Source organism: Pantoea sp. Ap-967, assembly GCF_011752565.1.
GTDB lineage: Bacteria > Pseudomonadota > Gammaproteobacteria > Pseudomonadales > Pseudomonadaceae > Aquipseudomonas.
This window is the reverse complement of the sequence record NZ_VWXK01000041.1, coordinates 1-24,219: the sequence shown is the minus strand read 5'-3', so window position 1 is coordinate 24,219 and position 24,219 is coordinate 1. Positions and strand designations below refer to the sequence as shown.

25 protein-coding genes are annotated in these 24,219 nt (G+C 64.3%); 14 read left to right on the top strand and 11 right to left on the bottom strand.

The genetic code is table 11. The features are described 5' to 3' along the window. Position 1 precedes the first annotated feature (1 nt). Positions 2-655, bottom strand: coding sequence for a DUF1120 domain-containing protein (locus tag F3J45_RS27065; RefSeq protein ID WP_167070281.1), 654 nt, complete (start codon positions 653-655; stop codon positions 2-4). Between the two features lie 204 nt (positions 656-859). On the opposite strand from F3J45_RS27065, the gene dapE reads away from it, so the two are divergent. The 3 genes from dapE to F3J45_RS27050 are packed head-to-tail and all read left to right on the top strand — an operon-like array spanning position 860 to position 3,215. Further along, positions 860-2,011: a succinyl-diaminopimelate desuccinylase gene (dapE, locus tag F3J45_RS27060; protein WP_167070279.1), complete on the top strand. Its 1,152-nt coding sequence runs from the start codon at positions 860-862 to the stop codon at positions 2,009-2,011. Continuing rightward, on the top strand, positions 2,011-2,823 hold the full coding sequence (locus tag F3J45_RS27055) for a putative RNA methyltransferase (RefSeq protein ID WP_167070277.1): 813 nt from the start codon (positions 2,011-2,013) through the stop codon (positions 2,821-2,823). Before dapE ends, F3J45_RS27055 begins: the two co-directional genes overlap by 1 nt. Before the next feature lie 17 nt (positions 2,824-2,840). Next, the gene (locus F3J45_RS27050) at positions 2,841-3,215 is read left to right on the top strand and encodes a hypothetical protein (protein WP_167070275.1); all 375 of its coding nucleotides are present in this window, start codon (positions 2,841-2,843) and stop codon (positions 3,213-3,215) included. 112 nt (positions 3,216-3,327) lie between these two features. Here F3J45_RS27050 and F3J45_RS27045 read toward each other — a convergent pair whose 3' ends face one another. Then, entirely contained in the window at positions 3,328-3,537 is a 210-nt protein-coding gene (locus F3J45_RS27045) for a cold-shock protein (RefSeq protein ID WP_003252255.1), read from the bottom strand. Positions 3,538-3,767: 230 nt separating this feature from the next. Between F3J45_RS27045 and plsB the strand changes: the two genes are divergently transcribed. The 4 genes from plsB to F3J45_RS27025 all read left to right on the top strand — a co-directional run bounded on the left by plsB (position 3,768) and on the right by F3J45_RS27025 (position 7,983). After that, positions 3,768-6,254: a glycerol-3-phosphate 1-O-acyltransferase PlsB gene (plsB, locus tag F3J45_RS27040; protein WP_167070273.1), complete on the top strand. Its 2,487-nt coding sequence runs from the start codon at positions 3,768-3,770 to the stop codon at positions 6,252-6,254. Between the two features lie 81 nt (positions 6,255-6,335). Further along, a complete protein-coding gene (locus F3J45_RS27035; protein ID WP_167070272.1) occupies positions 6,336-6,791 on the top strand; it encodes a YbaY family lipoprotein in 456 nt (151 codons plus the stop codon). Positions 6,792-6,864: 73 nt separating this feature from the next. Then, the gene (locus F3J45_RS27030) at positions 6,865-7,263 is read left to right on the top strand and encodes a YbaY family lipoprotein (protein ID WP_167070271.1); all 399 of its coding nucleotides are present in this window, start codon (positions 6,865-6,867) and stop codon (positions 7,261-7,263) included. Between the two features lie 33 nt (positions 7,264-7,296). Further along, positions 7,297-7,983, top strand: coding sequence for a DUF4197 domain-containing protein (locus F3J45_RS27025; RefSeq protein WP_167070269.1), 687 nt, complete (start codon positions 7,297-7,299; stop codon positions 7,981-7,983). A gap of 205 nt (positions 7,984-8,188) precedes the next feature. Here the strand turns inward: F3J45_RS27025 and F3J45_RS27020 are convergent, their stop codons facing one another. Together F3J45_RS27020 and F3J45_RS27015 are read right to left on the bottom strand one after the other, a co-directional pair. Then, positions 8,189-11,254 carry an efflux RND transporter permease subunit gene (locus F3J45_RS27020; protein ID WP_167070267.1) on the bottom strand — a complete coding sequence of 1,022 codons (3,066 nt, stop codon included), beginning with the start codon at positions 11,252-11,254 and terminating at the stop codon, positions 8,189-8,191. Between the two features lie 6 nt (positions 11,255-11,260). Further along, on the bottom strand, positions 11,261-12,361 hold the full coding sequence (locus F3J45_RS27015; RefSeq protein ID WP_167070265.1) for an efflux RND transporter periplasmic adaptor subunit: 1,101 nt from the start codon (positions 12,359-12,361) through the stop codon (positions 11,261-11,263). Between the two features lie 180 nt (positions 12,362-12,541). On the opposite strand from F3J45_RS27015, the gene F3J45_RS27010 reads away from it, so the two are divergent. After that, entirely contained in the window at positions 12,542-13,171 is a 630-nt protein-coding gene (locus F3J45_RS27010) for a TetR/AcrR family transcriptional regulator (protein WP_205300176.1), read from the top strand. Positions 13,172-13,264: 93 nt separating this feature from the next. On the opposite strand, the gene F3J45_RS27005 is transcribed toward F3J45_RS27010, so the two are convergent. Beyond that, positions 13,265-14,047 (bottom strand): class I SAM-dependent methyltransferase, encoded by a 783-nt coding sequence (locus F3J45_RS27005; RefSeq protein WP_167070261.1) that lies wholly within the window; start codon positions 14,045-14,047, stop codon positions 13,265-13,267. A 107-nt stretch (positions 14,048-14,154) separates the two neighbouring features. Between F3J45_RS27005 and F3J45_RS27000 the strand changes: the two genes are divergently transcribed. After that, a complete protein-coding gene (locus F3J45_RS27000) occupies positions 14,155-14,775 on the top strand; it encodes an energy transducer TonB (protein ID WP_167070259.1) in 621 nt (206 codons plus the stop codon). Position 14,776: 1 nt separating this feature from the next. Here the strand turns inward: F3J45_RS27000 and F3J45_RS26995 are convergent, their stop codons facing one another. From F3J45_RS26995 to ppc, 6 genes are all read right to left on the bottom strand, one after another. Continuing rightward, a complete protein-coding gene (locus F3J45_RS26995; protein WP_167070257.1) occupies positions 14,777-15,607 on the bottom strand; it encodes an oxaloacetate decarboxylase in 831 nt (276 codons plus the stop codon). Positions 15,608-15,635: 28 nt separating this feature from the next. Next, entirely contained in the window at positions 15,636-16,505 is an 870-nt protein-coding gene (locus tag F3J45_RS26990; protein WP_167070255.1) for a DUF72 domain-containing protein, read from the bottom strand. A 3-nt stretch (positions 16,506-16,508) separates the two neighbouring features. Then, complete coding sequence (locus tag F3J45_RS26985; RefSeq protein ID WP_167070253.1) at positions 16,509-16,796, bottom strand: hypothetical protein; 288 nt, start codon at positions 16,794-16,796, stop codon at positions 16,509-16,511. 128 nt (positions 16,797-16,924) lie between these two features. Then, complete coding sequence (tsaB, locus tag F3J45_RS26980) at positions 16,925-17,599, bottom strand: tRNA (adenosine(37)-N6)-threonylcarbamoyltransferase complex dimerization subunit type 1 TsaB (RefSeq protein ID WP_167070251.1); 675 nt, start codon at positions 17,597-17,599, stop codon at positions 16,925-16,927. 93 nt (positions 17,600-17,692) lie between these two features. Further along, the gene (gene adk, locus F3J45_RS26975; RefSeq protein WP_167070249.1) at positions 17,693-18,343 is read right to left on the bottom strand and encodes an adenylate kinase; all 651 of its coding nucleotides are present in this window, start codon (positions 18,341-18,343) and stop codon (positions 17,693-17,695) included. Between the two features lie 257 nt (positions 18,344-18,600). Beyond that, on the bottom strand, positions 18,601-21,228 hold the full coding sequence (gene ppc / locus F3J45_RS26970; protein ID WP_167070247.1) for a phosphoenolpyruvate carboxylase: 2,628 nt from the start codon (positions 21,226-21,228) through the stop codon (positions 18,601-18,603). A 167-nt stretch (positions 21,229-21,395) separates the two neighbouring features. On the opposite strand from ppc, the gene F3J45_RS26965 reads away from it, so the two are divergent. The 5 genes from F3J45_RS26965 to F3J45_RS26945 all read left to right on the top strand — a co-directional run bounded on the left by F3J45_RS26965 (position 21,396) and on the right by F3J45_RS26945 (position 23,961). After that, positions 21,396-21,740: a pilin assembly protein gene (locus F3J45_RS26965; RefSeq protein WP_167070245.1), complete on the top strand. Its 345-nt coding sequence runs from the start codon at positions 21,396-21,398 to the stop codon at positions 21,738-21,740. A gap of 278 nt (positions 21,741-22,018) precedes the next feature. Beyond that, the gene (locus F3J45_RS26960; protein WP_167070243.1) at positions 22,019-22,432 is read left to right on the top strand and encodes a DUF4398 domain-containing protein; all 414 of its coding nucleotides are present in this window, start codon (positions 22,019-22,021) and stop codon (positions 22,430-22,432) included. A gap of 49 nt (positions 22,433-22,481) precedes the next feature. Continuing rightward, the gene (locus F3J45_RS26955; protein ID WP_167070241.1) at positions 22,482-23,273 is read left to right on the top strand and encodes an OmpA family protein; all 792 of its coding nucleotides are present in this window, start codon (positions 22,482-22,484) and stop codon (positions 23,271-23,273) included. A 132-nt stretch (positions 23,274-23,405) separates the two neighbouring features. After that, positions 23,406-23,690, top strand: a complete 285-nt coding sequence (locus F3J45_RS26950) for a type II toxin-antitoxin system Phd/YefM family antitoxin (RefSeq protein WP_167070239.1) — start codon at positions 23,406-23,408, stop codon at positions 23,688-23,690. Beyond that, entirely contained in the window at positions 23,644-23,961 is a 318-nt protein-coding gene (locus F3J45_RS26945; protein WP_167070237.1) for a type II toxin-antitoxin system RelE/ParE family toxin, read from the top strand. The genes F3J45_RS26950 and F3J45_RS26945 overlap by 47 nt, the downstream gene beginning before the upstream one ends. Positions 23,962-24,219: the final 258 nt, after the last annotated feature.

The following is a 24,219-nucleotide window of genomic DNA, read 5'->3' as shown; positions in this document are numbered from 1 at the left end:
TTTAGAGGTAGGACACCTCGATGGTCGAGGCGCCATCGATGAGGGTGTCGTCGGTGACTGTCAGGTCATTGAGGGCGGCAATTCGCATGTTTACAAACAAGTCAGCAGTCAGCTGCTTGATGGCAGTAGGTACTTGGGCGCCTACAGCAAAGCCATGGAAGTGCCCCTCAGTGCCGTTGTACAGCGTGGTGATGAGGACATTGCCGTCTACACCCCAGGATGCCCCCCCATCAACAGTCCGCAGGCGACGAACCGAACTGTTGCCGTCAGCTACAAAACTGTTGGCCGGCGCTTGCAAGAAATAGGCACCAATGCGCTGGTTACGATCGTTGGTACCCAGGCCAAAAGCCAAAGGACTGTCCGCATCCCCGATCGCGGTACCTGCCCGGCCATCAACCCCCCGCAAGGCAAACCGGACCGGCGCATCACAGTTCACTGCCAGTTGCTGTACCGGCGATGTGAAGGAAGTTTCCCTGCCTTGCTGCAATTGATTGACCGAAATATTTCCAAAGTCGAATCTCCCTCCCCCGCCCAACGATGGTGTGCACGCTGCCGGCTTGATGACACCGGTCACGATGACATCCGTGCTAGACGCAAATACCGCCGAACTGCACCCCAGTGCCATACCCAGGGCTATCCACTGCTTGATACGCATAACGTTTTACTACCTATGGTTGTGAGTTGGTTTGCCCACTGAGGGCCGACGCAACCTAACCGCCCTGGCAAGCCAGCTTCAGCATGAACAACCTCCCCTGCAGGCAAGCCTTCCGGGTCAATCACGCGAGTGCACGCTTCACACCAGGTTTTTTGCTTTAAACTACCGCTCCTTGCCCGCCTTGCCCTGTTTCCGGAGTTTTACATGACGGCCCCAGCCGAGCTCACGCCTACCCTTCAACTGGCCTGCGACCTGATCCGCCGCCCCTCGGTCACCCCCGTCGATGCCGACTGCCAGGCACAGATGATGAACCGCCTGGGCGCCGTGGGCTTCCAGCTGGAGCCGATGCGTATCGAGGATGTCGACAACTTCTGGGCCACCCACGGCCACCAGGAAGGCCCGGTGCTGTGCTTCGCCGGCCACACCGACGTGGTACCCACCGGCCCGGTGCAGCAATGGCAGCACGAGCCATTCGAGGCGCTGATCGATGCCGACGGCATGCTGTGCGGCCGTGGCGCCGCCGACATGAAGGGCAGCCTGGCCTCCATGGTGGTGGCCAGCGAACGCTTCGTGCAGGACTACCCGAACCACCGTGGCAAGGTCGCTTTCCTGATCACCAGCGACGAGGAAGGCCCCGCCCACCATGGCACCAAGGCCGTGGTCGAGCGCCTGAAGGCACGTAACGAGCGCCTGGACTGGTGCATAGTCGGTGAGCCGTCGAGCACTACCCTGCTCGGCGATGTGGTGAAGAACGGCCGCCGCGGCTCGCTCGGTGCCAAGCTGACCGTGCGCGGCAAGCAGGGCCACGTGGCCTACCCGCACCTGGCCCGCAACCCGATCCACCTGGCCGCAGCGGCCCTTGCAGAGCTGGCGGCCGAGCACTGGGACGAGGGCAATGCCTTCTTCCCGCCCACCAGCTTCCAGATTTCCAACCTGAACTCCGGTACCGGTGCCACCAACGTGGTGCCGGGCGAACTCACCGCGCTGTTCAACTTCCGCTTCTCCACCGAGTCCACCGTTGAAGGGCTGCAGGCGCGGGTTGCGGCGATTCTCGACAAGCATGAGCTGGATTGGACGATCGACTGGGCGCTCTCCGGCCTACCGTTCCTCACCGAGCCTGGCGAACTGCTCGATGCCGTGGCCGCCAGCATCAAGGGTGTCACTGGCCGCGAAACCCAGCCGTCCACCAGCGGCGGTACGTCCGATGGTCGCTTCATCGCCACCATGGGCACCCAGGTGGTCGAGCTTGGCCCGGTCAACGCCACCATCCACCAGGTCGATGAGCGGATTCTGGCCAGCGACCTCGACCTGCTGACCGAAATCTACTACCAGACCCTGGTCCGGTTGCTCGCCTGATGCTGGCCTGCCCTCTTTGCCAGGCGCCCTTGAGCCCGCTCGACAACGGCGTGGTGTGCCCGGCTGGCCACCGCTTCGACCGGGCCCGCCAGGGCTACCTGAACCTGCTGCCGGTGCAGCACAAGAACAGCCGCGACCCAGGTGACAACCAGGCCATGGTCGAAGCCCGCCGGGCGTTCCTCGACGCAGGCCACTACGCCCCGGTGGCCCGCCGCCTGGCCGAGCTTGCTGCCCAGCGCCAGCCCGGCGCCTGGCTCGACATCGGCTGCGGCGAAGGCTACTACACCGCGCAGCTGGCCCAGGCCTTGCCTGGGGCTGACGGCTACGCCCTGGACATCTCCCGCGAAGCGGTCAAGCGTGCCTGCCGCCGCGCGCCCGAGGTGACCTGGATGGTCGCCAGCATGGCGCGTGTGCCCCTGGCCGACGCCAGCTGCCAGTTCATTGCCAGTGTGTTCAGCCCGCTGGACTGGGCCGAGGCCAAGCGCCTGCTCAGCCCAGGTGGCGGCCTGATGCGCGTCGGCCCCACCAGCGGGCACCTGATGGAGCTGCGCGAAGTGCTCTACGATCAAGTGCGCCCCTACGCCGACGACAAGCACCTGGCCCTGATCCCCGAAGGCATGGCCCATGCCCATGGCGAAGTCCTCGAGTTCCGCTTGAGCCTGGCCGAACCCAAGGCCCGTGCCGACCTGCTGGCGATGACCCCGCACGGCTGGCGCGCCAGTGCCGAGAAACGCGCCCGGGTGATCGACCAGCCCGAGCCGTTCGAGGTCACCGTTTCCATGCGTTATGACTATTTCGTGCGCCAAGACTGAGCACACCCGGAGCCCTTATGCGCCAACCTGATATCGAGATTTACCTGAAGGACACCGACGTCGACCACCAGCAGATTGCCGCGTGGTTGGCCCAGGCCATCGGCCCGTGCAGCGAATGGAAACAAAAAGGCCAGACCTTCAAGTGCCAGGCCGGTAACATTCCAGTCACTTGGTTACCCAAGGCTGTAGGGAAATGGAACAGCCTTTACCTGGAAAGCGACCAGACGCCGTGGGCCGATGATGTCGCCTGCGCCCGCGCTGCGTTCGCCGCACTGAACGTGGAAGTGCGTTGCGCGCCGGGTGGCTGGGTGGAGGAAGACGGAGAGGAAGATGCCGACCGCTGGGTGCGCATCAGCGCCGACGGTGAAGAGGAAATCACCTGGCGTACCTGAAGGCCTGGCCTTCTCTGTAGGAGCGGGGTTGCCCCGCGAAGCCGCCAGCACGGTGGCGGGCACCGGCAGCGCCGGTGTTCACGGGGCAAGCCCGCTCCTACAAGCCCGTGGCTCAGAGGCCTACTACGTCCTCGGCTTGCAGGCCTTTCTGGCCCTGCACGCAGGCGTATTCCACCCGCTGCCCTTCGACCAGGGTACGATGCCCCTCACCGCGGATCGCCCGATAGTGGACGAACACATCCGCACCACCTTCGCGCTGAATGAAGCCATAGCCCTTGGCATCGTTGAACCACTTTACATTCCCAGTCTCACGAGACGACATCTGAACTACTCCGGATTTTTATTGTGAAGATCGCCTTGTAGACACAGGGTGTCCTCCCTATGTCGACGCCGCTTGCCGAAATATCTTGCAAGGGGCAGGCCGAGTATATGACACAGAACAAAAAATATTCATGACCGCCGCGCTATTTACCGTATTTTGCTGAACTTACGCCGATACGACAGACTAAATGGCTGTCCACTCTTCGAATTCATACCCAGGGCACTCACCCCATGACCCGTTCCCCTCTGCGCCGCCTGATTTTCGGCGCCCTGCGTCGCCTGATGTACCTGTGGGTGCGCTCCGAGACCATCAACCAGTCCTCGCTGACCCTCAAGCTCGACCGCAGCCGGCCGGTGTTCTATGCCCTGCCTTCGCCCTCGCTCACCGACCTGGCCGTGGTCGACCGCGAATGCACCAAGGCCGGGCTGCCACGCCCGGTGCTGCCGGTGGCGGTCGGCCCGCTGCATGAGCCTGCGGCGTTCTTCTACCTGACGCCGGACCCAGACTGGCTTGGCCGCCACGACAAGCGCGGCGCCCCGCCTACCCTGGAGCGCCTGGTCGCCGCCATCAGTCAGCACGCCGAGGAAGACGCGCAGATCATTCCGGTCAGTGTGTTCTGGGGGCAGACCCCGGCCAGCGAGAACAGCCCGTGGAAGCTATTGTTCGCCGACAGCTGGGCAGTCACCGGGCGCCTGCGCCGGCTGCTGACCGTGCTGATCCTGGGGCGCAAGACCCGCGTGCAGTTCTCCGCGCCCATTCACCTGCGCGAGCTGGTACAGCACAACAAAGGCCACGAGCGAACCGTGCGCATGGCCCAGCGCCTGATGCGCGTGCACTTTCGCAACCTCAAGAGCGCCGTCATCGGCCCGGACATCTCGCACCGGCGCAATCTGGTCAAAGGCCTGGTACACGCCCCCCTGGTGCGCCAGGCCATCAGCGAGGAGGCCCAGCGCGAGAACCTGCCCCAGGCCAAGGCCGAAGCCCTGGCGCTGCGCTACGGCAATGAAATCGCCTCGGACTACACCTACACCGCCATCCGCTTCCTCGAAGTGGTGCTGAGCTGGTTCTGGAACAAGATCTACGACGGCATCAAGGTCAACCACATCGAGCAGGTACAGGGCATCGCCCCGGGCCACGAAGTGATCTACGTGCCCTGCCACCGCAGCCACATCGACTACCTGCTGCTGTCCTACCTGCTGTTTCGCAACGGCCTGACACCGCCGCACATCGCCGCCGGCATCAACCTCAACATGCCGGTGATCGGCGGCCTGCTGCGCCGCGGCGGGGCGTTCTTCATGCGCCGCACCTTCAAGGGCAACCCGCTGTACACCGCGGTGTTCAACGAATACCTGCACACCCTGTTCACCAAGGGTTTCCCGGTGGAATACTTCGTCGAAGGCGGGCGCTCGCGCACCGGGCGCATGCTGCAGCCGCGCACCGGCATGCTGGCGATCACCCTGCGCAGCTTCCTGCGCTCCTCGCGCACGCCCATCGTGTTCGTGCCGGTGTACATCGGTTACGAGCGGGTGCTCGAAGGCCGCACCTACCTTGGCGAATTGCGCGGGAAAACCAAGAAGAAGGAGTCGATCTTCGACATCTTCAAGGTGATCGGCGCGCTGAAGCAGCGCTTCGGCCAGGTGTCGGTCAACTTCGGCGAGCCGATCCGCCTGGCAGGGTTCCTTGACCAGCAGCAACCCGGCTGGCGCGAGCAGGAGCTTGGCCCGCAGTTCCGCCCGGCCTGGCTGAACGCGGCCACCACCCGCCTGGGTGAAACCGTGGCCCGTCACCTGAACGAGGCCGCGGCGGTCAACCCGGTCAACCTGGTGGCCCTGGCGCTGCTATCCACCAGCCGCCTGGCCCTGGACGAACGCGCCCTGAGCCGTGTGCTGGACCTGTACCTGGCGCTGCTGCGCAAGGTGCCTTACTCGGCGCACACCACCCTGCCCGACGGCGACGGCCAGGCGCTGATCGAGCACGTGCGTGGCATGGACCTGCTGGCCGAACAGAAGGACGCCCTGGGCCGCATCCTCTACCTGGATGAAGCCCAGGCCGTGCTGATGACCTACTACCGCAACAACGTCCTGCACATCTTCGCCCTGCCGGCGCTGCTGGCGAGCTTCTTCCTCAGCAGCTCGCGCATGAGCCGCGAACTGCTTGGCCAGTACGTGCACGCGCTGTACCCGTACCTGCAGGCCGAGCTGTTCCTGCGCTGGGCACCGGAGCAACTGGACGAGGTGATCGACCAATGGCTGGCGGCGTTGGTCGAGCATGGGTTGCTGCGCCAGGAAAACGGCGTGTACCTACGCCCGGCACCCAGCTCGCGGCCGTTCGTGCTGCTGACCTTGCTGGCGCGCACCATCACCCAGACCCTGCAGCGCTTCTACATGGCCACCTCGCTGCTGCTCAACAGCGGCCAGCACAGCCTGAACGCCGAGGAGCTGGAAGACCTGTGCGTGATGATGGCCCAGCGCCTGTCGATCCTGCATGGCCTGAATGCGCCGGAGTTCTTCGACAAGACCCTGTTCCGCCACTTCATCCAGACCCTGGTGCAACAAGGCGTGTTGCGCCCGGACGGCAACGGCAAGTTGGGCTATCACGACAAGCTCGGCGAACTGACCGAAGGCGTGGCCAAGCGTGTGCTGTCGGCCGAGCTGCGCCTGTCGATCCGCCAGGTGGCCCTGCACCGCGATGAACCGGTGGACAGCGTGCAAGGGTAAGGGTTTCTATCTGCCATCGGCCCTTGGTGGGAATCAGGATGAGCTCGCTGCATCACCTGAATCCCGCTCAAGGAGCATGATATGACCCAGATGAAATCGCTCGACGTTGAAATCGTTTCCTCCGACGACAACACCCTGCCGGCCTCTGGCCTGGTTCAACTGAGCTTGCTCGATGTGTCGCTGGCCGATGGGCCATCGGTAAGCCTTGCCGAGCTGCGCTTGCGCTGTGCTGGCCGCTTCCCGGTCCGGCTGCAACTGACTTTCGATAGCAGCCAGATCGACCCTCGCCACAGTTACAGCCTGGCCGTGCGCATCGAGCAGGATGGCCAGCTGCTGTACATCAACACCAGCCAGCATCCTGTCGATCTGCAAAGCGTCACCGGCAGCCAACAGGTTACCGTCGACAAGATTGACTCGAACGACGAAGGCTACTTCTGCGGCACCGTGGAAGAAGGCATCCACGGCGGCAACCTGACCGACGGTATCCACGGCGGTAACCTGACCGAAGGTATCCACGGCGGCAACCGCATGGATTGACCACCCGGCGCGGAAAATCCGCTAAAGTCCGTGGAGTTGGCCACAAGCCGACTCCAAGGACACCGGAGATTCCATGAAAAAGCTCTTTATGCTGTGTTGCGCATCCCTGCTCGCGGCCTGTTCCAGCCATACCCCGTCCCCCCAGGCCAGCCTGGCGGGTGAAGTTTTCTACGTGCAGCGCATCGCCCTGCCACCGGCGGCCACCCTCAGCGTCGAGCTGCAGGACGTGTCACTGATGGACGCCCCCGCCGTGACCCTGGCGCGCCAAGCCGGCCCGATCAAAGGCAATGTGCCACTACCCTTCCAGCTCAACTACGACCCGGCGCAGGTCAAGCCTGGCCACCGCTACGCGGTCAGCGCGCGGATCGAGCTGAACGGCAAGTTGCTGTTCATCAACACCGCACACCATGGCGTGGCGCTCGACGGCAGCGACCCGCAACCGCTGCGGATCAAGGTCGACCCGGTACGCTGAGCCCGAACATTCTCGTCTGACAAGGAACTTCCCATGATTCGCGCCTCCCTGCGCTTCACCACCCTGTGCGCCGGCCTGCTGCTGTCGGCCAGCGCCCTGGCCCTGTCGCTCGGCGACCTGAGCCAGTCCGATGCCAGCGGCGGCCTGAAGGACGCCCTCACCCAGGGTGCACAAATTGCCGTCAAGCAGCTGAGCACCCCCGGTGGTTTCAGCAACAACCCCGATGTGCGCATCGAACTGCCGGGTAACCTCGGCAAGGCCGCCAAGGCGATGAAGATGTTCGGCAAGGGCGATCAGGTCGACGCCCTGGAAACCAGCATGAACAAGGCGGCCGAGGCGGCGGTGCCACAAGCCCAGGCCATTCTGGTGGATGCGGTGAAAAAGATGACCGTGACCGATGCCAAGGGCATCCTCAGCGGCGGCAAGGACTCGGCCACCCAGTACCTGAACAAGAGCAGCCGTGAGCAGATTCGCGCCAAGTTCCTGCCGATCGTGAAACAGGCCACCGACAAGGTGGGCGTCGCCCAGCAGTACAACGCCTTCGCCGGCCAGGCCAAGGGCCTGGGGCTGATCAAGAATGACGCGAACATCGAGAACTACGTGACCGAGAAGGCCCTGGACGGGCTGTTCGAGATGATCGCCAAGCAGGAAGAAAGCATTCGCCAGAACCCGGCGCAGGCAGCTACCAGCCTGGCCAAGAAGGTGTTCGGCGCCCTTTGAGGGCCCTGTCGCGAGCGCCTACCCCGGCCCTGGCCTTTGCGCCGCCCCGGGGTAGGAGCGAGCACAGCTCGCGATGGGGCGCGCAGCGGCCCCAAGGTTTCAGCTTCGCAGCGGATAGCCCCGGGGGCTGCTTTGCAGCCCATCGCGAGCGTTGCTCGCTCCTACCGGGGATTGCGTTACGGCTCCCTGCTCGGCAGCGCAACCATCAGCCCTTCCTGACCCTGAACCATGCCGCATACAACGCCGGCAGGAACAGCAAGGTCAACGCCGTGGCCACGATCAACCCGCCCATGATCGCCACCGCCATCGGCCCGTAGAACACGCTGCGTGACAGCGGAATCATCGCCAGCACCGCCGCCAATGCGGTCAGCACGATCGGCCGGAACCGCCGCACCGTGGCCTCGATGATCGCCTGCCAGCGGTCCAGCCCCGAGGCGATGTCCTGCTCGATCTGGTCCACCAGAATCACCGAGTTGCGCATGATCATCCCCGCCAGGGCGATGGTGCCGAGCATGGCAACGAAGCCGAACGGCTGGCGGAACACCAGCAGGAACAGGGTGACCCCGATCAGCCCCAGGGGCGCGGTGAGGAACACCATCACCGTGCGCGAGAAGCTGCGCAGCTGGATCATCAGCAAACTCAGCACCACCACGATGAACAGCGGCATGCCGGCGTTCACCGACTTCTGCCCACGCTCGGAGTCTTCCACCGTGCCACCGACTTCCAGCAGGTAGCCATCCGGCAGCTTGTCCTTGATCTGCTGCAGGGTCGGCAGTATCTGTTGCACCAGGGTCGCGGGTTGCTCCTGGTCGTAGATGTCGGCGCGCACGGTCACGGTCGGCAGGCGGTTGCGGTGCCAGATGATGCCTTCCTCGAAGCCGTACTCCAGGGTCGCCACCTGCGACAGCGCAACGCTCTGGCCGTTTTCGGTGGGCACCGCCAGGCTGCCGAGGTTGGCCAACTCACCCCGCTCCTGCTGGGTGCCGCGCAGCAGAATCTCGATCAGCTCGTTGTCCTCGCGGTACTGGCTGACCGCACTGCCGGTCAGCGAACTCTGCAGGAAACTCGCCAACTGCGCGGTGCTTACACCCAGGGCGCGGGCGCGGTCCTGGTCAATGTCCAGAAACACCGCCTTGCTCGGCTCTTCCCAGTCCAGGTGCACGTTGACCACATGCGGGTTCTCGCGCACCTTGTCCGCCACTTCCCGGGCCAGGGCACGGGCCTTCTCGATATGCTCGCCGGTGATACGGAACTGCACCGGGTAGCCCACGGGCGGGCCGTTTTCCAAACGTGTCACGCGGGCGCGCAGGTCGGGGAACTGCTGGTCCACGGTGGCGATCAACCAATTGCGCAGGCGCTCGCGGTCATCCATCGACTTGGCCAGAACCACGAACTGGGCGAAGCTTGCCGCCGGCAATTGCTGGTCCAGCGGCAGGTAGAAGCGCGGCGAGCCACTGCCGACGTAGGCCACGTAGTTGTTGATGCCCTCCTGCTGCGCAAGCAGCGCCTCCAGTTGTTTCACCCGCTCGGCCGTGTTGGCCAGCGAAGCACCTTCGGCGAGCTTCAAGTCGACCATCAGTTCCGGGCGCCCGGAGGCTGGGAAGAACTGCTGGGGCACGAAGCGGAACAGCAGGATGCTGCCGACGAACGCCGCGATGGTCAGCACGATCACCGTCTTGCGCCGCCGCACGCACCATTCCACCACCCGCCGCACACGCTGGTAGAACGGCGTGCCGTAAGGGTCTGGCGCATGCCCGTCCTTGCCATGCCGGGCGGCGTGCAGCTTGGCCAGGTCCGGCAGCAGGCGCTCGCCCAGGTACGGCACGAACACCACGGCGGCCACCCAGGAGGTGAGCAGGGCAATGGTTACCACCTGGAAGATCGAGCGGGTGTATTCCCCCGTGCTCGACGCCGCGGTGGCAATCGGCAGAAAACCTGCGGCGGTGATCAGGGTTCCGGTCAGCATCGGGAAGGCCGTGCTGGTCCAGGCGTAGCTGGCCGCCTTGAGGCGGTCGAAGCCCTGCTCCATCTTGATCGCCATCATTTCCACGGCAATGATCGCATCGTCCACCAGCAAGCCCAGCGCCAGCACCAGCGCACCCAGCGAGATCTTGTGCAGGCCGATGCCGAAGTAGTGCATGGCGGCGAAGGTCATGGCCAGCACCAAGGGAATGGCCAGGGCCACCACCAGGCCGGTGCGCAGGCCCAGGGAGAAAAAGCTCACCAGCAACACGATCACCAGCGCCTCGACCAGTACCTGGACGAACTCGCCAACCCCAGCTTTCACCGCTGCCGGCTGGTCGGACACCTTATGCAGCTCCATGCCCGCCGGCAGGTTGTGCGCCAGGCGGTCGAACTCGCTTTCCAGGGCCTTGCCCAGCACCAGAATGTCACCGCCTTCTTTCATCGATACGGCCAGGCCGATGGCATCCTCGCCCATGAACCGCATGCGCGGTGCGGGTGGGTCGTTGAAACCGCGGTGTACGTCGGCAACGTCGCCGATGCGCAGCGTGCGGTCGCCCACACGGATGGGGAACTGGCGAATCTGGTCGACATTGTCGAAGCGCCCGCTCACCCGCAACTGCAGGCGTTCGCTGGGGGTTTCGAAAAAGCCTGCGGTGCTCACCGCGTTCTGCTCGCGCAGGGCCTGTTGCACAGCCTGCATCGGTACGCCGAGGGTGGCCAGCTTGAGGTTGGACAGCTCGATCCAGATTTTCTCGTCCTGCAGGCCGACCAGCTCGACCTTGCCCACGTCCTTGACCCGCTGCAGCTGGATCTGGATACGGTCGGCGTAGTCCTTGAGCACGGCGTAGTCGAAGCCGGGGCCGGTCAGTGCGTAGATATTGCCGAACGTGGTGCCGAACTCGTCATTGAAGAACGGCCCCTGGATTTCCGGCGGCAAGGTGTGGCGAATGTCCGCGACTTTCTTGCGGATCTGATACCACAGCTCGGGGATGTCCTTGGAGTGCAGCGAATCACGGGCCATGAAGGTGACCTGCGACTCCCCCGGGCGCGAGAACGAAACGATTTTCTCGTACTCGCCGGTTTCCATCAGTTTCTTCTCGATGCGCTCGGTGACCTGGCGCGACACCTCTTCAGCCGTAGCCCCCGGCCACAGGGTGCGGATCACCATGGCCTTGAAGGTGAACGGCGGGTCTTCGCTCTGCCCCAGCTTTGTGTAGGACATGGCGCCAATAGCGGCCAGCAGAATCATCAGGAACAGCACGATCTGGCGATTGCGCAACGCCCATGCGGAAAGGTTGAAACCCATCGGGACTTACTCCTTGGCCGCCAGGTTCACCACGCGGTTGGTGCGGTCCACTGGCCGCACCGCCTGCCCCTCGCGCAGCACATGGCCACCGGCAGCCACCACCCAGTCGCCTGGCGCCAGGCCTTCGAGCACCGGCACGGTTTCGCTGCCATACGCCCCCAGGCGCACCGGCACCCGCTCCAGGTGCGCGTCGGCCTTGACCCGCCAGACATAGGCCTGGCCGTTTTCCGCCGTCACCGCCGACAACGGCACCGCCAGGGGAATCACGCCGTCATGGGCGATGAACACCCGTGCGCTCTGGCCCAGTTCCGCCGGCGCCTTGGCCGAGGTGAAGGCAATGCGCGCGGCAAAGGTGCGCGAGCGCGGGTCTGCTGCCGGCGACAGCTCACGGATACGCCCCTCGAAGCGCTGGTTGGGGTGCGACCACAGCTCGACGCTGACGGCCTGGCCCACGGCGAAACGGGCGAACTGCTGCTCTGGCAGGCCGATGGCAACTTCCCGCTCACCGTCGGCCGCCAGGGTGAACACGGTCTGCCCGGCAGCCACCACCTGGCCGACTTCAACCTGACGCTTGGCAATCACCCCGGCCTGGGGCGCGCGCAGCACCGCGTATTCAGCCTGGTTGCCAGCCACGTCAAACTCGGCCTTGGCCTGTTTGACGCGGGCCATGCCGGCGCGGTAGAGGTTTTCGGCGTTATCGAACTGCGAATGGCTGACCATCTGCCGGTCCAGCAATTTCTGGTAGCGGTCGCGCTCGGCGCGCACCAGCGACAGGTTGGCTTCGGCGGCGGCCAGTTGGGCGCGGTTGGCTTCCAGTTGCAGGCGCACGTCTTGTGGGTCCAGCTCGGCCAGCGGCTGCTCGGCCTTGACCCGCTGGCCTTCCTCGACCAGGCGCTTGCTAACCTTGCCGCCAATGCGGAAGGCCAGTTCCGGCTCCAGGCGCGCGCGCACCTCGCCAGGGTAGCTGTCGGCGGCGGCTTCGGCCGGCTGTGGCTGAACCACCAGGGCCGGGCGCGGCGCAGCGGGTGGGGCGGCTTCCTGGCCACAGGCCGCGAGCATCAGCACGGCAGCGGCGGGCAAGGCGAGGGACAAGGCATGACGCAACATGATGAATCCTTTCGCGAGGTGCACATCGAATATTTATACTGGCGAGTATATTAAGTCAGGGAACCGAGGCCGGGAAGCGGGCGTCGGAAAGAAAATCGACATTAACGAGGGCAGTCACCTGCAGCCGGAAGCCGTTACAGCCGGTAAGATGGGCGCCCCTTCAAACGGATGTGTATTGCAATGTCCCACGACGCACCCATCGGCCCAGGCCGGCCCAAGGACCTGGCCAAGCGCGAGGCGATCCTCGAAGCCGCCAAGGCCCTGTTCCTCAGCCTTGGCTATGCCAGCACCAGCATGGATGCAGTCGCCGCGGCGGCAGGTGTTTCCAAACTCACCGTGTACAGCCACTTCACCGACAAGCAGACGCTGTTCGGGTCGGCGGTGATGGCGACCTGCCAGAACCAGCTACCCGACATGCTGTTCGCCTACCCCGAAGGGGCACCGGTGGAAGACGTGCTGCTGGCCATTGCCCGTAGCTTCCAGGCGCTGGTGAGCAGCGACGAGGCGGTCAAGCTGAGCCGCCTGATCATGGCCCAGGGCAGCCTGGACCCAAGCTTTGGCGAGTATTTCTACGAAGCTGGGCCCAAGCGGGTGCTGGCGGGGATGGAAGCCTTGCTGCGCGGCATCGATGAGCGCGGCTTGCTGCGCATTGAAAATCCGTTGCAGGCGGCCGAGCACTTCTTCTGCCTGGTCAAGGGCGCGCCGGATTATCGGCTGCTGCTGGGCTGCGCCGGGCCGCTGGAAGGGGATGAAGCCGAGGCGCATGTGCGCGAGGTGGTCGGGGTATTCATTCGGGCATTCAGGACTTGAGTTTTCCTGGGCCGCCCCTTCGCGAGCACCTACCAAGGCATACACAAATCCGGTAGGAGCGAGCAAAGCTCGCGAAGAGGCCCGTACAAGCAATCAGGCTTTCAAAGCTTTCTTCGGATAGATGTCATACCGGCTGGACTTGCCTTCCAGGCTATGGCTCGGCTTGGGCCCGTCGATGATCGGCGCCTTGCGCGGGCGCTTCACCACCACCCGGTGGCTGGCCAGTGCCAGTGCCGCCTCCAGCAACGCCGGGGCATCCAGGTCATCGCCAACCAGTGGCCGGAACACCCGCATTTCCTTCTTCACCAGGGCGCTCTTGTCCCGGTGCGGGAACATCGGGTCGAGGTAGATCACCTGCGGCGGCTCGCCCTCCCAGGCGCGCATGCGCTCGATGGCATTGCCGGTGAGCAGGCGCATGCGGCCAACGATCTGCCCGACTTCATCATCGCCCCGGGCCCGTGCCAGGCCATCTTCCAGCAATGCGGCAATCAATGGCTGGCGCTCGATCAGGGTCATCTGGCAACCGAGGCTGGCCAGCACGAAGGCGTCCTTGCCCAAACCTGCCGTGGCATCCAGCACCTGTGGCCGCACCCCCTGGGCGATGCCAACGGCCTTGGCGATCATCTGCCCGTTGCCACCGCCGAACAGCCGACGATGGGCCGCCTGGCCCTCGACGAAATCGACTCGCACCGGCCCCGGTGCCTGCGGCCCCAGCTGCTGGATCTGCAAGCCTTCGGCGCCCACCTGCACGGCAAACCCGGCAGCGTCATCCGCCAGCGGCAAGCCCAGGCGCTCAGCCCATTGCGCGGCCTGTGCCGTGTATTCCGGGGCCAGCGCCTCGACCCTCAGCCCTGTGCCCTGCTCCTGCTCTTCCATCACAACCTGCACTCGAAAAATTTGATGAAGCCCTTAATGAATCACCGGCAACGGCCGATACAGGCAATATCCCGCTATTCTGCCAGAGCACAACGCGCGCGACTGCCATGACAGATACTCTTCCCATCGGTTTGACCTATTTGTCGCCTGTCGGCAACTACGGTCGGCAGAATACCCAGGCACTTGGGGGCGTCAGCCACCTGTGGCAGGATTTCTTCGCCCGCGCCATGGCCGAGCAACAGGCAGAAGCGCCAGACAGCGTCAGCCAGGCGATGGTGCAGTACGACCAGGAAAGCGGCGAGCCGATCGGCGGGGCCAAGGCCCTGGCCATGATCGAAACCCAACGCGCCTGCCCCGTGCAGGACACCATAGTCGCCCCGCCCGAGCCGCTGTTCCTGCCCAAGGCAGAGCTTGAGGCCAACCTGCTGGAACCGGCGCCAGAGCCGTTCAGCGTGGCCGACATGATCCAGCAACAGCGCCAGCTCGACATCAGCAACACCTGGCTGCGCCCGATCGTGATGAGCCAGGGCCAGCCACTGCCCGAACCTGGCCCAGCCCCCGCCCAACGCCCACTGCACCTGCCCATCGCCGAGTTCGAGATGGGCCTGCTAGACCCGGCGCCGGAACCTTACGACGCCACGACCTTGGCCAAGCAACAGAACGACCTGGAGTTCGACATGCACTGGGCCCGCCCGGTGGTGCTGAACAACGTGCGCGTACACGCCTGAATCAGCGCCGGAACAGATCGTTCAACTGGGCGAACGGCAAGCCCTGCTCACCGTAGCTGAAGGTTCCCTGGTCATGTATTTCCAGGGCGGCGCGCTGCAAGGCGCCCAGCGCTGCACGGGCCAGCGAGGAACCCACGCTGATTCGCCGCACCCCCAGGTCCTGCAACTGATTCACGCTCAAGGCCACGCCTGCCATGCCCATCAGCACATTGACCGGTTTCGGCGCCACCGCCTGCACCACCGCGCGCACCTCCTCGACGCTGCGCAGCCCTGGGGCATAGAGCACATCGGCACCGGCTTCGGCAAAGGCCTGCAGGCGCAGGATGGTATCGTCCAGGTCCATGCGCCCGTGCAGCAGGTTTTCCGCACGGGCGCACAGGGTGAACGGGAATGGCAGGCTGCGCGCAGCTTGCACCGCCGCCCGCACCCGCGCCACGGACAATTCGAAGTCGTAGATCGGCGCCTCGGCGCGGCCGCTGGCATCCTCGATCGAGCCACCCACCAGCCCGGCCTCGGCGGCCCGCAGGATGGTTTGCGCGCAATCCTCGGGCAGGTCGCCAAAGCCGTTCTCAAGGTCAGCGGCCACCGGCAGCGGCGTGGCATCGACGATCATGCCAGCATTGTCCAGGGTTTCGTCCAGGCTCAAGGCGCCTTCGGCGTCCGGGCGCCCCAGGCTGAATGCCAGGCCCGCACTGGTGGTGGCCAATGCCTCGAAGCCAAGGCTGGCCAGCAGCTTGGCCGAGCCTGCATCCCAGGGGTTGGGAATGACGAAGGCGCCATCGCGCTCGTGCAGCGCCTTGAAGGCCTCGGCTCGCAGGGTTTGTACATCCATGGTCACAACCTCCGGGGTCAGGGAATGGTCAGAGTAGCCCCAGTTGTTCGACCTCGGGGGCGCGTGGCAATTCCGGCAAGGGCGCCAGGCCCGGCAGGCGCGCCATCAAGCGCTGGTGAAAACGCTGGGCCAAGGCCGCCGCCAGGCGGTTGTCCGAGGTGTGCAGGAAGATATAGGGGCGCAGCCCGGCTTCGATCCAGGCGGCCACCTTGTCCACCCAGGGCGTGAGGAATGGTTCATTGGCGGCAAGCTCAGGGTGGCCGATGAAGCGCACCTGGGGGTGCTGGCTGAAGGCAGCCGGGCGTGGTGGCACCTTGGGCTTCTTCGACTGGGCGTGCAGCACGGCGGGGTCGCGCGAGGTACAGCTGAACAGTGCGCGCGGGTCGAGGCAGATACGCTCCACGCCGCGCTCGTGCAACAGGCGGTTGAGCAGCCGCTCCTCCTCGCCCTTGGCAAAGAACGCCGGGTTGCGCACTTCAACGGCCACCGGCGTACCGATTTCATCAAGAAAGTGGCACAGCTCACCCACACGTGCGGGGCTGAAGTGGGCCGGCAATTGCAGCCAGTAAGGCGCCACGCGCTGGCCCAGCGGCGCCATCAGGCGGGTGAAGTCGAAGGCAGGCTCCAGCTGGTCGCGCAGGTCGCCTTCGTGGCTGATGTCGCGGGGGAACTTGGCGGTGAAGCGAAAGTGCTCAGGCATCACCTGCGCCCAACGGGCAATGGTGCCAGGTGCAGGGCGGGCGTAGAAGGTGGTGTTGCCCTCGACGGCGTTGAACACCTGGCTGTAATAGCCAAGCATCTCGCCGGTAGTGGCATCGGCGGGGTACAGGTAGTCACGCCAGGCGTTTTCGCTCCAGGACGGACAACCCACGAAATAAGGCAGGGGTGATGGGTTCATCCATCAAATGTACAGGTCGAGCCCCAGCACTTCCATGTCCCAATCGGTAAAACCGGCGGTGCTCAGGTAGCTGGCTAGCGCGGTGGCGGTGCGCCGGTCACGGGCGCGGGGGAATACCATGTCCTGCTGGCGGGCCGGCAGGCCTGCGGGGCGACGGCGAGCGGCAGGCTCGGGCGCCGCCTCGATGTCCTCGACCAGGTCGGCATCGTCGGCGGGTTCATCACGCAGGCCTGCCTTACGCGGGGTGCGCTTGATGGGGTAGGACTGCGATGAAAAACCGTCGATACGCATGATGAGCACTCAGAACCGGTGATGGCAATTTAGCAGCATCAGAGTTCCGTCGCTAATGCTCAAGTGCTAACTGGACCACACAACGCGCATAAGGTTTATCGGAAACGGCAATAACCGACGAACAGCACTCAGCGCGCCTTGGGCGTAGCTACATTATCGCGCAAGTAAACCGGTTGCGCCTGTTCGGCGACGATTGCCTCGCCACGCGCCCAGGCAAAGGTTGCCAGGCTGAGGACATCCAGGGCATTGGGCAGTGCCGCTAGGTTGCTGGCACTGGCTTGCACCGCCAGGCGCTCGGCATAGCCCCAGCCGGTGCCGGCGCCAAACCAGTCGCCGCTGCTGCCATCAGGCAGTGCCACGCGCTCTGGCGGCAGCACCGCTTCCTGGCCCTGCAGGCGCATTTCGCCGGCCTGGGCCTGGTAGCAGCCCCAGTACACCTCATCCATGCGCGCATCGATGGCAGCGGCCACCTGCTGCACGCCGTGCTCTCGCAACGCACCCTGGGCCAGTGCCGCCAGGTTGGACACCGGCAGCACCGGCCGCTCCAGGGCAAATGCCAGCCCCTGCACCACGCCAATGGCGATGCGCACACCGGTAAACGCACCCGGGCCGCGACCAAAGGCGATGGCATCCAGGGCATTGAGCGAAACACCGGAATCGGCCAGCAGCTGCTTGATCATCGGCAGCAGCTTCTGTGCGTGCATGCGCGGGATCACCTCGTAATGGCTGGTTACCTTGCCGTCATGCAGCAACGCGACGGAACAAGCTTCGGTGGCGGTATCCAGGGCCAGCAGGGTGGTCATCGAACGGGTATCCAGGTGCAGGGGGAAAAGAGCGGCAGTATAAACGACAACGGCCCGCAAGCGGGCCGTTGTCGACGTGCAGCCTAAGGCTGATCAGCTCAGGGCTGCCAGTACCTTGGCGGTGATCGACTCGACCGAGCCGACGCCTTCGATGTGGCTGTACTTCGGCTTGCCGGCATTGGCGGCCGACAGCTTCTGGTAGAAGTCCACCAGTGGCTTGGTCTGGCTGTGGTAAACCGACAGGCGATGACGCACGGTTTCTTCCTTGTCGTCGTCGCGCTGAATCAGGTCTTCGCCGGTGACGTCGTCCTTGCCTTCCACTTTCGGCGGGTTGTACTGAATGTGGTAGGTGCGGCCCGAGGCCAGGTGCACGCGGCGGCCCGCCATGCGGCCGACGATTTCTTCGTCGTCGACGGCGATTTCGACCACGGCGTCGATGTCTACACCGGCAGCGACCATGGCTTCAGCCTGGGGAATGGTGCGCGGGAAGCCGTCGAACAGGCAGCCCTTGGCGCAATCTGGCTGGGCGATGCGCTCCTTGACCAGGCTGATGATCAGATCGTCGGAAACCAGCTGGCCGGCATCCATGACTTTCTTCAGTTCCAGGCCCAACGGGGTGCCGGCCTTGACGGCGGCACGCAGCATGTCACCGGTGGAAATCTGGGGAATACCGAACTTTTCGGTGATGAACTTTGCCTGAGTACCTTTACCGGCCCCGGGAGCTCCCAGCAGAATTACGCGCATCTCGTGCTCCTCAAATTTTTTTATGAAATTCAATGGATTCGGCGACCAGGGCCAAGTCCGGAAAATCGGGTATGACCATAAATCGGTCAGAAGGCTGCTCAAGATACACAGCGCCCGGCAGCCAGACAAGCGCCCCAAAGTTGCAGTATTGCGTCATTCGCTCCCTTGGGTGCAGGGGGTTGCGCCCGGCGCAACCACCCCTCTGGCCCTGTTCTGGCCCGCGCAATGCCTGCTTGAACAGGCACCACCCATGCGCTTCAACCGGTATTGCGCAGGCCGGCGGCAATACCCGCCACGGTCACCAGCAAGGCCTGCTCCAACGGGCTGTCCAGAGCGGCTTCGCGGCTGCGCGAACGGGCCAGCAATTCGGCCTGCAGGCGGTGCAGCGGGTCCAGGTAGGTGTTGCGCAGGCTGATGAATTCCAGGGTTTCGGGGCTGTGCGCCAGTAGCACCTGCTGCCCGGTCAGGCCCAGCACCACCTGGCACGACTGCGACAATAGGTCGCGCAGCTGCGCACCCAACGACAGCAAGCCCGGTTGCACCAGACGTTCGTCGTAGGCCTTGGCGATTTCGGCATCGGCCTTGGCCAGCACCATTTCGAGCATGTCGATGCGGGTGCGGAAGAATGGCCACTGCTCGCGCATCTGCGCCAGCAGGTCGCCCTGGCCGCGCGCCAGGGCATTGCCCAGGGCGGTTTCCCAACCCAGCCAGGCCGGCAACATCAGGCGGGTCTGGGTCCAGCCGAAGATCCACGGAATGGCCCGCAGGCTTTCAATGCCGCCGGCGCGGCGCTTGGCTGGGCGGCTGCCCAGTGGCAAGCGGCCCAGCTCCTGCTCCGGGGTCGACTGGCGGAAATACTCGACGAAATCCGGGTTCTCCCGCACCACGGCGCGGTAGGCTTTCAGGCCATCGGCGGCCAGCTGGTCCATCACTTCGCGCCAGGCCGGCTCAGGGGGCGGTGGCGGCAGCAAGGTCGCCTCCAGCACGGCGGCCAGGTAAAGGTTGAGGTTCTGCTCGGCAATGCCCGGCAAGCCGAACTTGAAGCGAATCATCTCACCCTGCTCGGTGGTGCGGAAACGCCCCGCCACCGACCCTGGCGGCTGCGACAGGATCGCCGCGTGAGCCGGGCCACCGCCACGGCCCACGGTGCCGCCACGGCCATGGAACAACAGCAGCTCGACCTGGTGCTCGCGGCAGATACGCACCAGATTTTCCTGGGCGCGGTACTGGGCCCAGGCGGCTGCCGTGGTGCCCGCATCCTTGGCCGAGTCGGAATAGCCAATCATCACTTCCTGCGGGCCTCGCAGCCCGGCGCGATAGCCGGGCAGGCCGAGCAGGCGCTCCATCACCGGGCCCGCATTGTCCAGGTCGGCCAGGGTTTCGAACAGCGGCACCACGCGCATTGGCCGGGTCAGCCCGGCTTCCTTGAGCAGCAATTGCACGGCCAGCACATCGGAGGCGGCGCCGGCCATGGAAATCACGTAGGAGCCCAGCGATGCCCCCGGTGCCGCGGCAATTTCACGGCAGGTGGCCAGCACTTCGGCGGTATCGGCCTGGGGTTTGAAATGCGCCGGCAACAGCGGACGGCGGTTTTTCAACTCGGCCTGGAGGAAGCCGATGCGCTGTTCTTCGTCCCAGTCGGCATAGCTGCCCAGGCCCAGGTAGTCGGTGATTTCCGCCAGGGCATCACGGTGCCGGGCGGCATCCTGGCGCACGTCCAGGCGGCCAAGGAACAGGCCAAAGGTGACGGCCCGGCGCAGGCTGTCGAGCAGCGGGCCATCCGCGATCACACCCATGCCACATTCATGCAGCGACTGGTAGCACAACTCCAGCGGGGCGATCAGGTCGCGGTTGTCCACCAGCACCTCGGCACTGGCCGGCTGGCTGCTGTTCAACGCCGCGTGGGTCCAGGCGCGGGTGGCGCGCAGGCGCTCGCGCAGCTGCTTGAGCACGGCCCGGTAAGGCTCGGCGCTGTCCCCTACCCGCTCGCGCAAGGCACTGCTGGCCTGCTGCATGGACAGCTCGGCGGCCAGGGCATCGACGTCGCGCAGGAACAGGTCGGCGGCCATCCAGCGGGCCAGCAGCAGCACTTCGCGGGTGACCGCGGCAGTCACGTTGGGGTTGCCGTCGCGGTCGCCGCCCATCCACGAAGCGAAGCGAATGGGCGCGGCCTCCAGCGGCAAATGCAGGCCCGTGGCCTCGAACAAGGCACTGTCGACCTTGCGCAGGTGGCTGGGGATAGCGTGCCAGAGGGAGTGCTCGATCACCGCAAAGCCCCACTTGGCCTCGTCCACCGGGGTGGGCCGGGTGCGGCGGATTTCCTCGGTGTGCCAGGCCTCGGCAATCAGCCGGCGCAGGCGTTCACGCACCTGCTGGCGCTCGGCGGCGCTAAGGTCGCGGTGGTCCTGCACAGCCAGCTGGCCGGCGATGGCGTCGTATTTCTGGATCAGCGTGCGACGAGCCACCTCGGTGGGGTGGGCGGTGAGCACCAACTGGATATCGAGTTTGGCCAGCTGCCGGGCCAGGGCGTCATCCTTGTGCCCGGCCTGCTTGAGGCGCGCCAGCAGCTCCGGCAGCACCCGTGCCTCGAACGGTTCGGCCTGCTCGCCATCACGGCGGCGGATCAACTGGTACTGTTCGGCCATGTTGGCCAGGTTGAGAAACTGGTTGAAGGCGCGCGCCACCGGCAGCAAGTCTTCCTCGGCCAGATCGGCCAAGGTCGAGCTCAGCTGCTCGCCGGGCCCGCGGCGGTCGGCCTTGGCGCTCTGGCGGATATCCTCGATCTTCTGCAGGAACGCCTCGCCGTGCTGCTGGCGAATGGTGTCGCCCAGCAACTCCCCCAACACATGGACGTCTTCACGCAGGCGCACATCGATATCGGTCATTGGTCCTCTCTTAGGCGCGGTTGCTCCGCGCTCGTCTCAGGAAACAACTGCCCCAAGAGTGCCCACACGCCGGGCGTGCTGGCAAGCTGCGATGCGCAAAGCAAACTAAAGTCAATGTTGCACAGTCCGATGCAATGCAGCCTTCGATGGCGTTGACAGAGGTCACCATGAAAATCCGCGAACTCGCCCAGCACTGGGAACAGAATGCCGCCGGCACCCTGAGCCCTACCGGCCATGCCTTGCACCTGGACCTGGAGTCCGAGGCACGCCTGGCCGCCCTGATCGACATGTACCCCAAGCGCACCGCCGAGGCATTGCTCGGCGAGCTGGTGGCGGCCGCACTGGAAGAACTGGAAGCCAGCTTCCCCTACGTACAGGGCCGCAAGGTCATCGCCACCGATGAGGAAGGTGACCCCTTGTTCGAGGACGTGGGCCCTACGCCGCGTTTCCTGGCGCTGTCGCGGCGCCACCTGCACGACATGAGCAATGCCGGCGAAGACACCGGCAACTGACCACACCGTCTCCTGTTCCGGGCCTGCAATGGGCCCGGAATACCCCACCGAAACCTGAAAGTTCAAGGCAAAAGCCGCTGACCGATTAGTCAGAAATAGATAGCCGAATTCGGCAACTTTTTCTGAACTATTCAAAAAATGCCCAAGTCCCAGCCAATAGCCATCACGCTAAAACCCTGCACACCTGCCGTGTCGCAGCACCCTGCAAAAAGCGCCTGCAGAGGCCAGGGATTGAGCGATGGACTGCTACGGACATCGTCGTTATCAGGAGTGATCCAATGGAGCTGACCACCATGAAGACCCGCACCGAGAAGTGCTCATCCATCCCTGTGCGCGGGCTCAAGCTGGCCGCGCTGGCCCTGGGCAGTAGCCTGGTCCTGGCCGGCTGTGCAGGCAACCCGCCCACCGAGCAGTACGCCGTCACCCAGTCTGCGGTGAACTCCGCCGTCAGCGCTGGCGGTACCGAGTACGCTGCGGTGGAAATGAAAGCGGCCCAGGACAAGTTCAAGAAGGCTGAGATCGCCATGCACGACAAGAAGTATGACGAAGCCAAGCTGCTTGCCGAGCAAGCGGAATGGGACGCGCGCGTCGCCGAACGCAAGGCCCAGGCAGCCAAGGCCCAGAAGGCCGTGCAGGACGCTCGCCAGGGCGTCCAGGACGTACGTGAGGAAGGCCTGCGCAGCGCTGAATAAGCGCAGCCTCGCCCCTTAAGCCTTCGCAATCGATCAAAGGATGAACACTATGCGCAACTACGTCATGATTCCCGCCCTGCTGGCCCTGAGCGTTGGCCTGGCCGCCTGTTCCCACGACCCGAACGCCAACCTGGAATCGGCCCGCAGCAATTTCTCGGCGCTGCAAAGCGACCCGCAATCGAGCAAGGTCGCGGCCCTTGAAACCAAGGACGCCCAAGACTGGCTGAACAAGGCCGACAAGGCCTACATGGACCGTGAAAACACCAAGAAGGTCGACCAACTGGCCTACCTGACCAACCAGCGTGTCGAAGTGGCCAAGCAGACCATTGCCCTGCGCACCGCCGAGAACGAGCTGAAAAATGCCTCGGCCCAGCGCGCCCAGGCCAAGCTGGACGCCCGCGACGCGCAGATCAAGAAGCTGCAGGACAGCCTCAATGCCAAGCAGACCGACCGTGGCACCCTGGTAACCTTCGGTGACGTGCTGTTCGATTTCAACAAGGCCGAGCTCAAGAGCAACGCCTACCCGAACATCACCAAGCTGGCGCAGTTCCTTCAGGAAAACCCTGAGCGCAAGGTGATCGTCGAGGGCTACACCGACAGCGTAGGCTCGGCCAACTACAACCAGTCGCTGTCCGAGCGCCGCGCCAACAGCGTGCGCATGGCCCTGGTACGCGCCGGGGTCGACCCTGCGCGTATCGTTGCCCAAGGTTACGGCAAGGAGTACCCGGTGGCGGACAACGGCAGCAACTCGGGCCGGGCACAGAACCGTCGGGTGGAGGTGACCATCTCCAACGACAACCAGCCGGTGGCACCGCGCTCGGTGAGCCAGGTTAGCCAGTAAGGCGCTGAGCCCCACAACCCCGCCGTCATGGCGGGGTTTTTTGTGCAAAAACGACAAAAAACACCTTTAAAAGCACTCTTGCAAGCACTAATATCAATCTATTACTTATCATGTTCACGGGTTGATACAACTATGACCTTCCCAGTTCTCGCCGATCTGGCAGCATCCATAACCGACCTGAAAAAAGACCCTATGGGCACTATCCGCGAAGCGGCTGGAGAAACTGTGGTCATCCTCAATCGCAACGAACCGGCGTTCTATGCAGTGCCCCCCGAGCGCTACGAGGCGATGATGGAACTGATTGACGACATTCAACTGGCCAAGCTTGTTCGCCAACGACGCGGAGGGGCCACAGTAAAAGTGGATATCGATGAGCTCATCGCCGAAGCCGAAGGAAACCAACAGCTACACCCTTGAATTCGACCTGCGGGCAAGGAAGGAATTTCGCAAGCTCGATGGCGCATTACAGCTTCAGTTTGCACGAAAGCTGAAGGAGCGGCTGGCTCATCCCAAAGTGGATAAGGACAAGCTCGCGGGTATGGCTGGTTGTTACAAGATCAAGCTGAGGTCGGTGGGTTACCGGCTGGTGTATCGAGTCATTGACGAAAGAGTTGTCGTCCTCGTCATCGCTGTAGGAAAGCGCGAGCGCAGCGATGTCTACGATGTTGCGCAGGCCCGATTCCTGTAGGAGCGGGCTTGACCCGCGAAGCAAGCGCCGCGGTGCATGGCACCGGCTGCGCCGGTGTTCGCGGGGCAAGCCCGCTCCTACAGGTACATCACGAGGCTTGAGAGGGGTGAAAATCCTTGTGGGAGCGGGCTTGAACTGGCCTAATGATTTTGGACACCTTCATCGGGCGCTATGATGGCGCCCAATTGGAGGCAAAATCAGTGCGTAAATCTTACTCAAGAGAATACAAAGTCCAAGCCGCTGAAATGGTGCTGGACG

What these genes read in the sequence shown, in the direction of transcription:
- F3J45_RS27065 (WP_167070281.1), bottom strand. Translation starts at nt 655, where the DNA reads ATGCGTATCAAGCAGTGGATAGCCCTGGGTATGGCACTGGGGTGCAGT.
- dapE (WP_167070279.1), top strand. Translation starts at nt 860, where the DNA reads ATGACGGCCCCAGCCGAGCTCACGCCTACCCTTCAACTGGCCTGCGAC.
- F3J45_RS27055 (WP_167070277.1), top strand. Translation starts at nt 2,011, where the DNA reads ATGCTGGCCTGCCCTCTTTGCCAGGCGCCCTTGAGCCCGCTCGACAAC.
- F3J45_RS27050 (WP_167070275.1), top strand. Translation starts at nt 2,841, where the DNA reads ATGCGCCAACCTGATATCGAGATTTACCTGAAGGACACCGACGTCGAC.
- F3J45_RS27045 (WP_003252255.1), bottom strand. Translation starts at nt 3,537, where the DNA reads ATGTCGTCTCGTGAGACTGGGAATGTAAAGTGGTTCAACGATGCCAAG.
- plsB (WP_167070273.1), top strand. Translation starts at nt 3,768, where the DNA reads ATGACCCGTTCCCCTCTGCGCCGCCTGATTTTCGGCGCCCTGCGTCGC.
- F3J45_RS27035 (WP_167070272.1), top strand. Translation starts at nt 6,336, where the DNA reads ATGACCCAGATGAAATCGCTCGACGTTGAAATCGTTTCCTCCGACGAC.
- F3J45_RS27030 (WP_167070271.1), top strand. Translation starts at nt 6,865, where the DNA reads ATGAAAAAGCTCTTTATGCTGTGTTGCGCATCCCTGCTCGCGGCCTGT.
- F3J45_RS27025 (WP_167070269.1), top strand. Translation starts at nt 7,297, where the DNA reads ATGATTCGCGCCTCCCTGCGCTTCACCACCCTGTGCGCCGGCCTGCTG.
- F3J45_RS27020 (WP_167070267.1), bottom strand. Translation starts at nt 11,254, where the DNA reads ATGGGTTTCAACCTTTCCGCATGGGCGTTGCGCAATCGCCAGATCGTG.
- F3J45_RS27015 (WP_167070265.1), bottom strand. Translation starts at nt 12,361, where the DNA reads ATGTTGCGTCATGCCTTGTCCCTCGCCTTGCCCGCCGCTGCCGTGCTG.
- F3J45_RS27010 (WP_205300176.1), top strand. Translation starts at nt 12,542, where the DNA reads ATGTCCCACGACGCACCCATCGGCCCAGGCCGGCCCAAGGACCTGGCC.
- F3J45_RS27005 (WP_167070261.1), bottom strand. Translation starts at nt 14,047, where the DNA reads ATGGAAGAGCAGGAGCAGGGCACAGGGCTGAGGGTCGAGGCGCTGGCC.
- F3J45_RS27000 (WP_167070259.1), top strand. Translation starts at nt 14,155, where the DNA reads ATGACAGATACTCTTCCCATCGGTTTGACCTATTTGTCGCCTGTCGGC.
- F3J45_RS26995 (WP_167070257.1), bottom strand. Translation starts at nt 15,607, where the DNA reads ATGGATGTACAAACCCTGCGAGCCGAGGCCTTCAAGGCGCTGCACGAG.
- F3J45_RS26990 (WP_167070255.1), bottom strand. Translation starts at nt 16,505, where the DNA reads ATGAACCCATCACCCCTGCCTTATTTCGTGGGTTGTCCGTCCTGGAGC.
- F3J45_RS26985 (WP_167070253.1), bottom strand. Translation starts at nt 16,796, where the DNA reads ATGCGTATCGACGGTTTTTCATCGCAGTCCTACCCCATCAAGCGCACC.
- tsaB (WP_167070251.1), bottom strand. Translation starts at nt 17,599, where the DNA reads ATGACCACCCTGCTGGCCCTGGATACCGCCACCGAAGCTTGTTCCGTC.
- adk (WP_167070249.1), bottom strand. Translation starts at nt 18,343, where the DNA reads ATGCGCGTAATTCTGCTGGGAGCTCCCGGGGCCGGTAAAGGTACTCAG.
- ppc (WP_167070247.1), bottom strand. Translation starts at nt 21,228, where the DNA reads ATGACCGATATCGATGTGCGCCTGCGTGAAGACGTCCATGTGTTGGGG.
- F3J45_RS26965 (WP_167070245.1), top strand. Translation starts at nt 21,396, where the DNA reads ATGAAAATCCGCGAACTCGCCCAGCACTGGGAACAGAATGCCGCCGGC.
- F3J45_RS26960 (WP_167070243.1), top strand. Translation starts at nt 22,019, where the DNA reads ATGGAGCTGACCACCATGAAGACCCGCACCGAGAAGTGCTCATCCATC.
- F3J45_RS26955 (WP_167070241.1), top strand. Translation starts at nt 22,482, where the DNA reads ATGCGCAACTACGTCATGATTCCCGCCCTGCTGGCCCTGAGCGTTGGC.
- F3J45_RS26950 (WP_167070239.1), top strand. Translation starts at nt 23,406, where the DNA reads ATGACCTTCCCAGTTCTCGCCGATCTGGCAGCATCCATAACCGACCTG.
- F3J45_RS26945 (WP_167070237.1), top strand. Translation starts at nt 23,644, where the DNA reads ATGAGCTCATCGCCGAAGCCGAAGGAAACCAACAGCTACACCCTTGAA.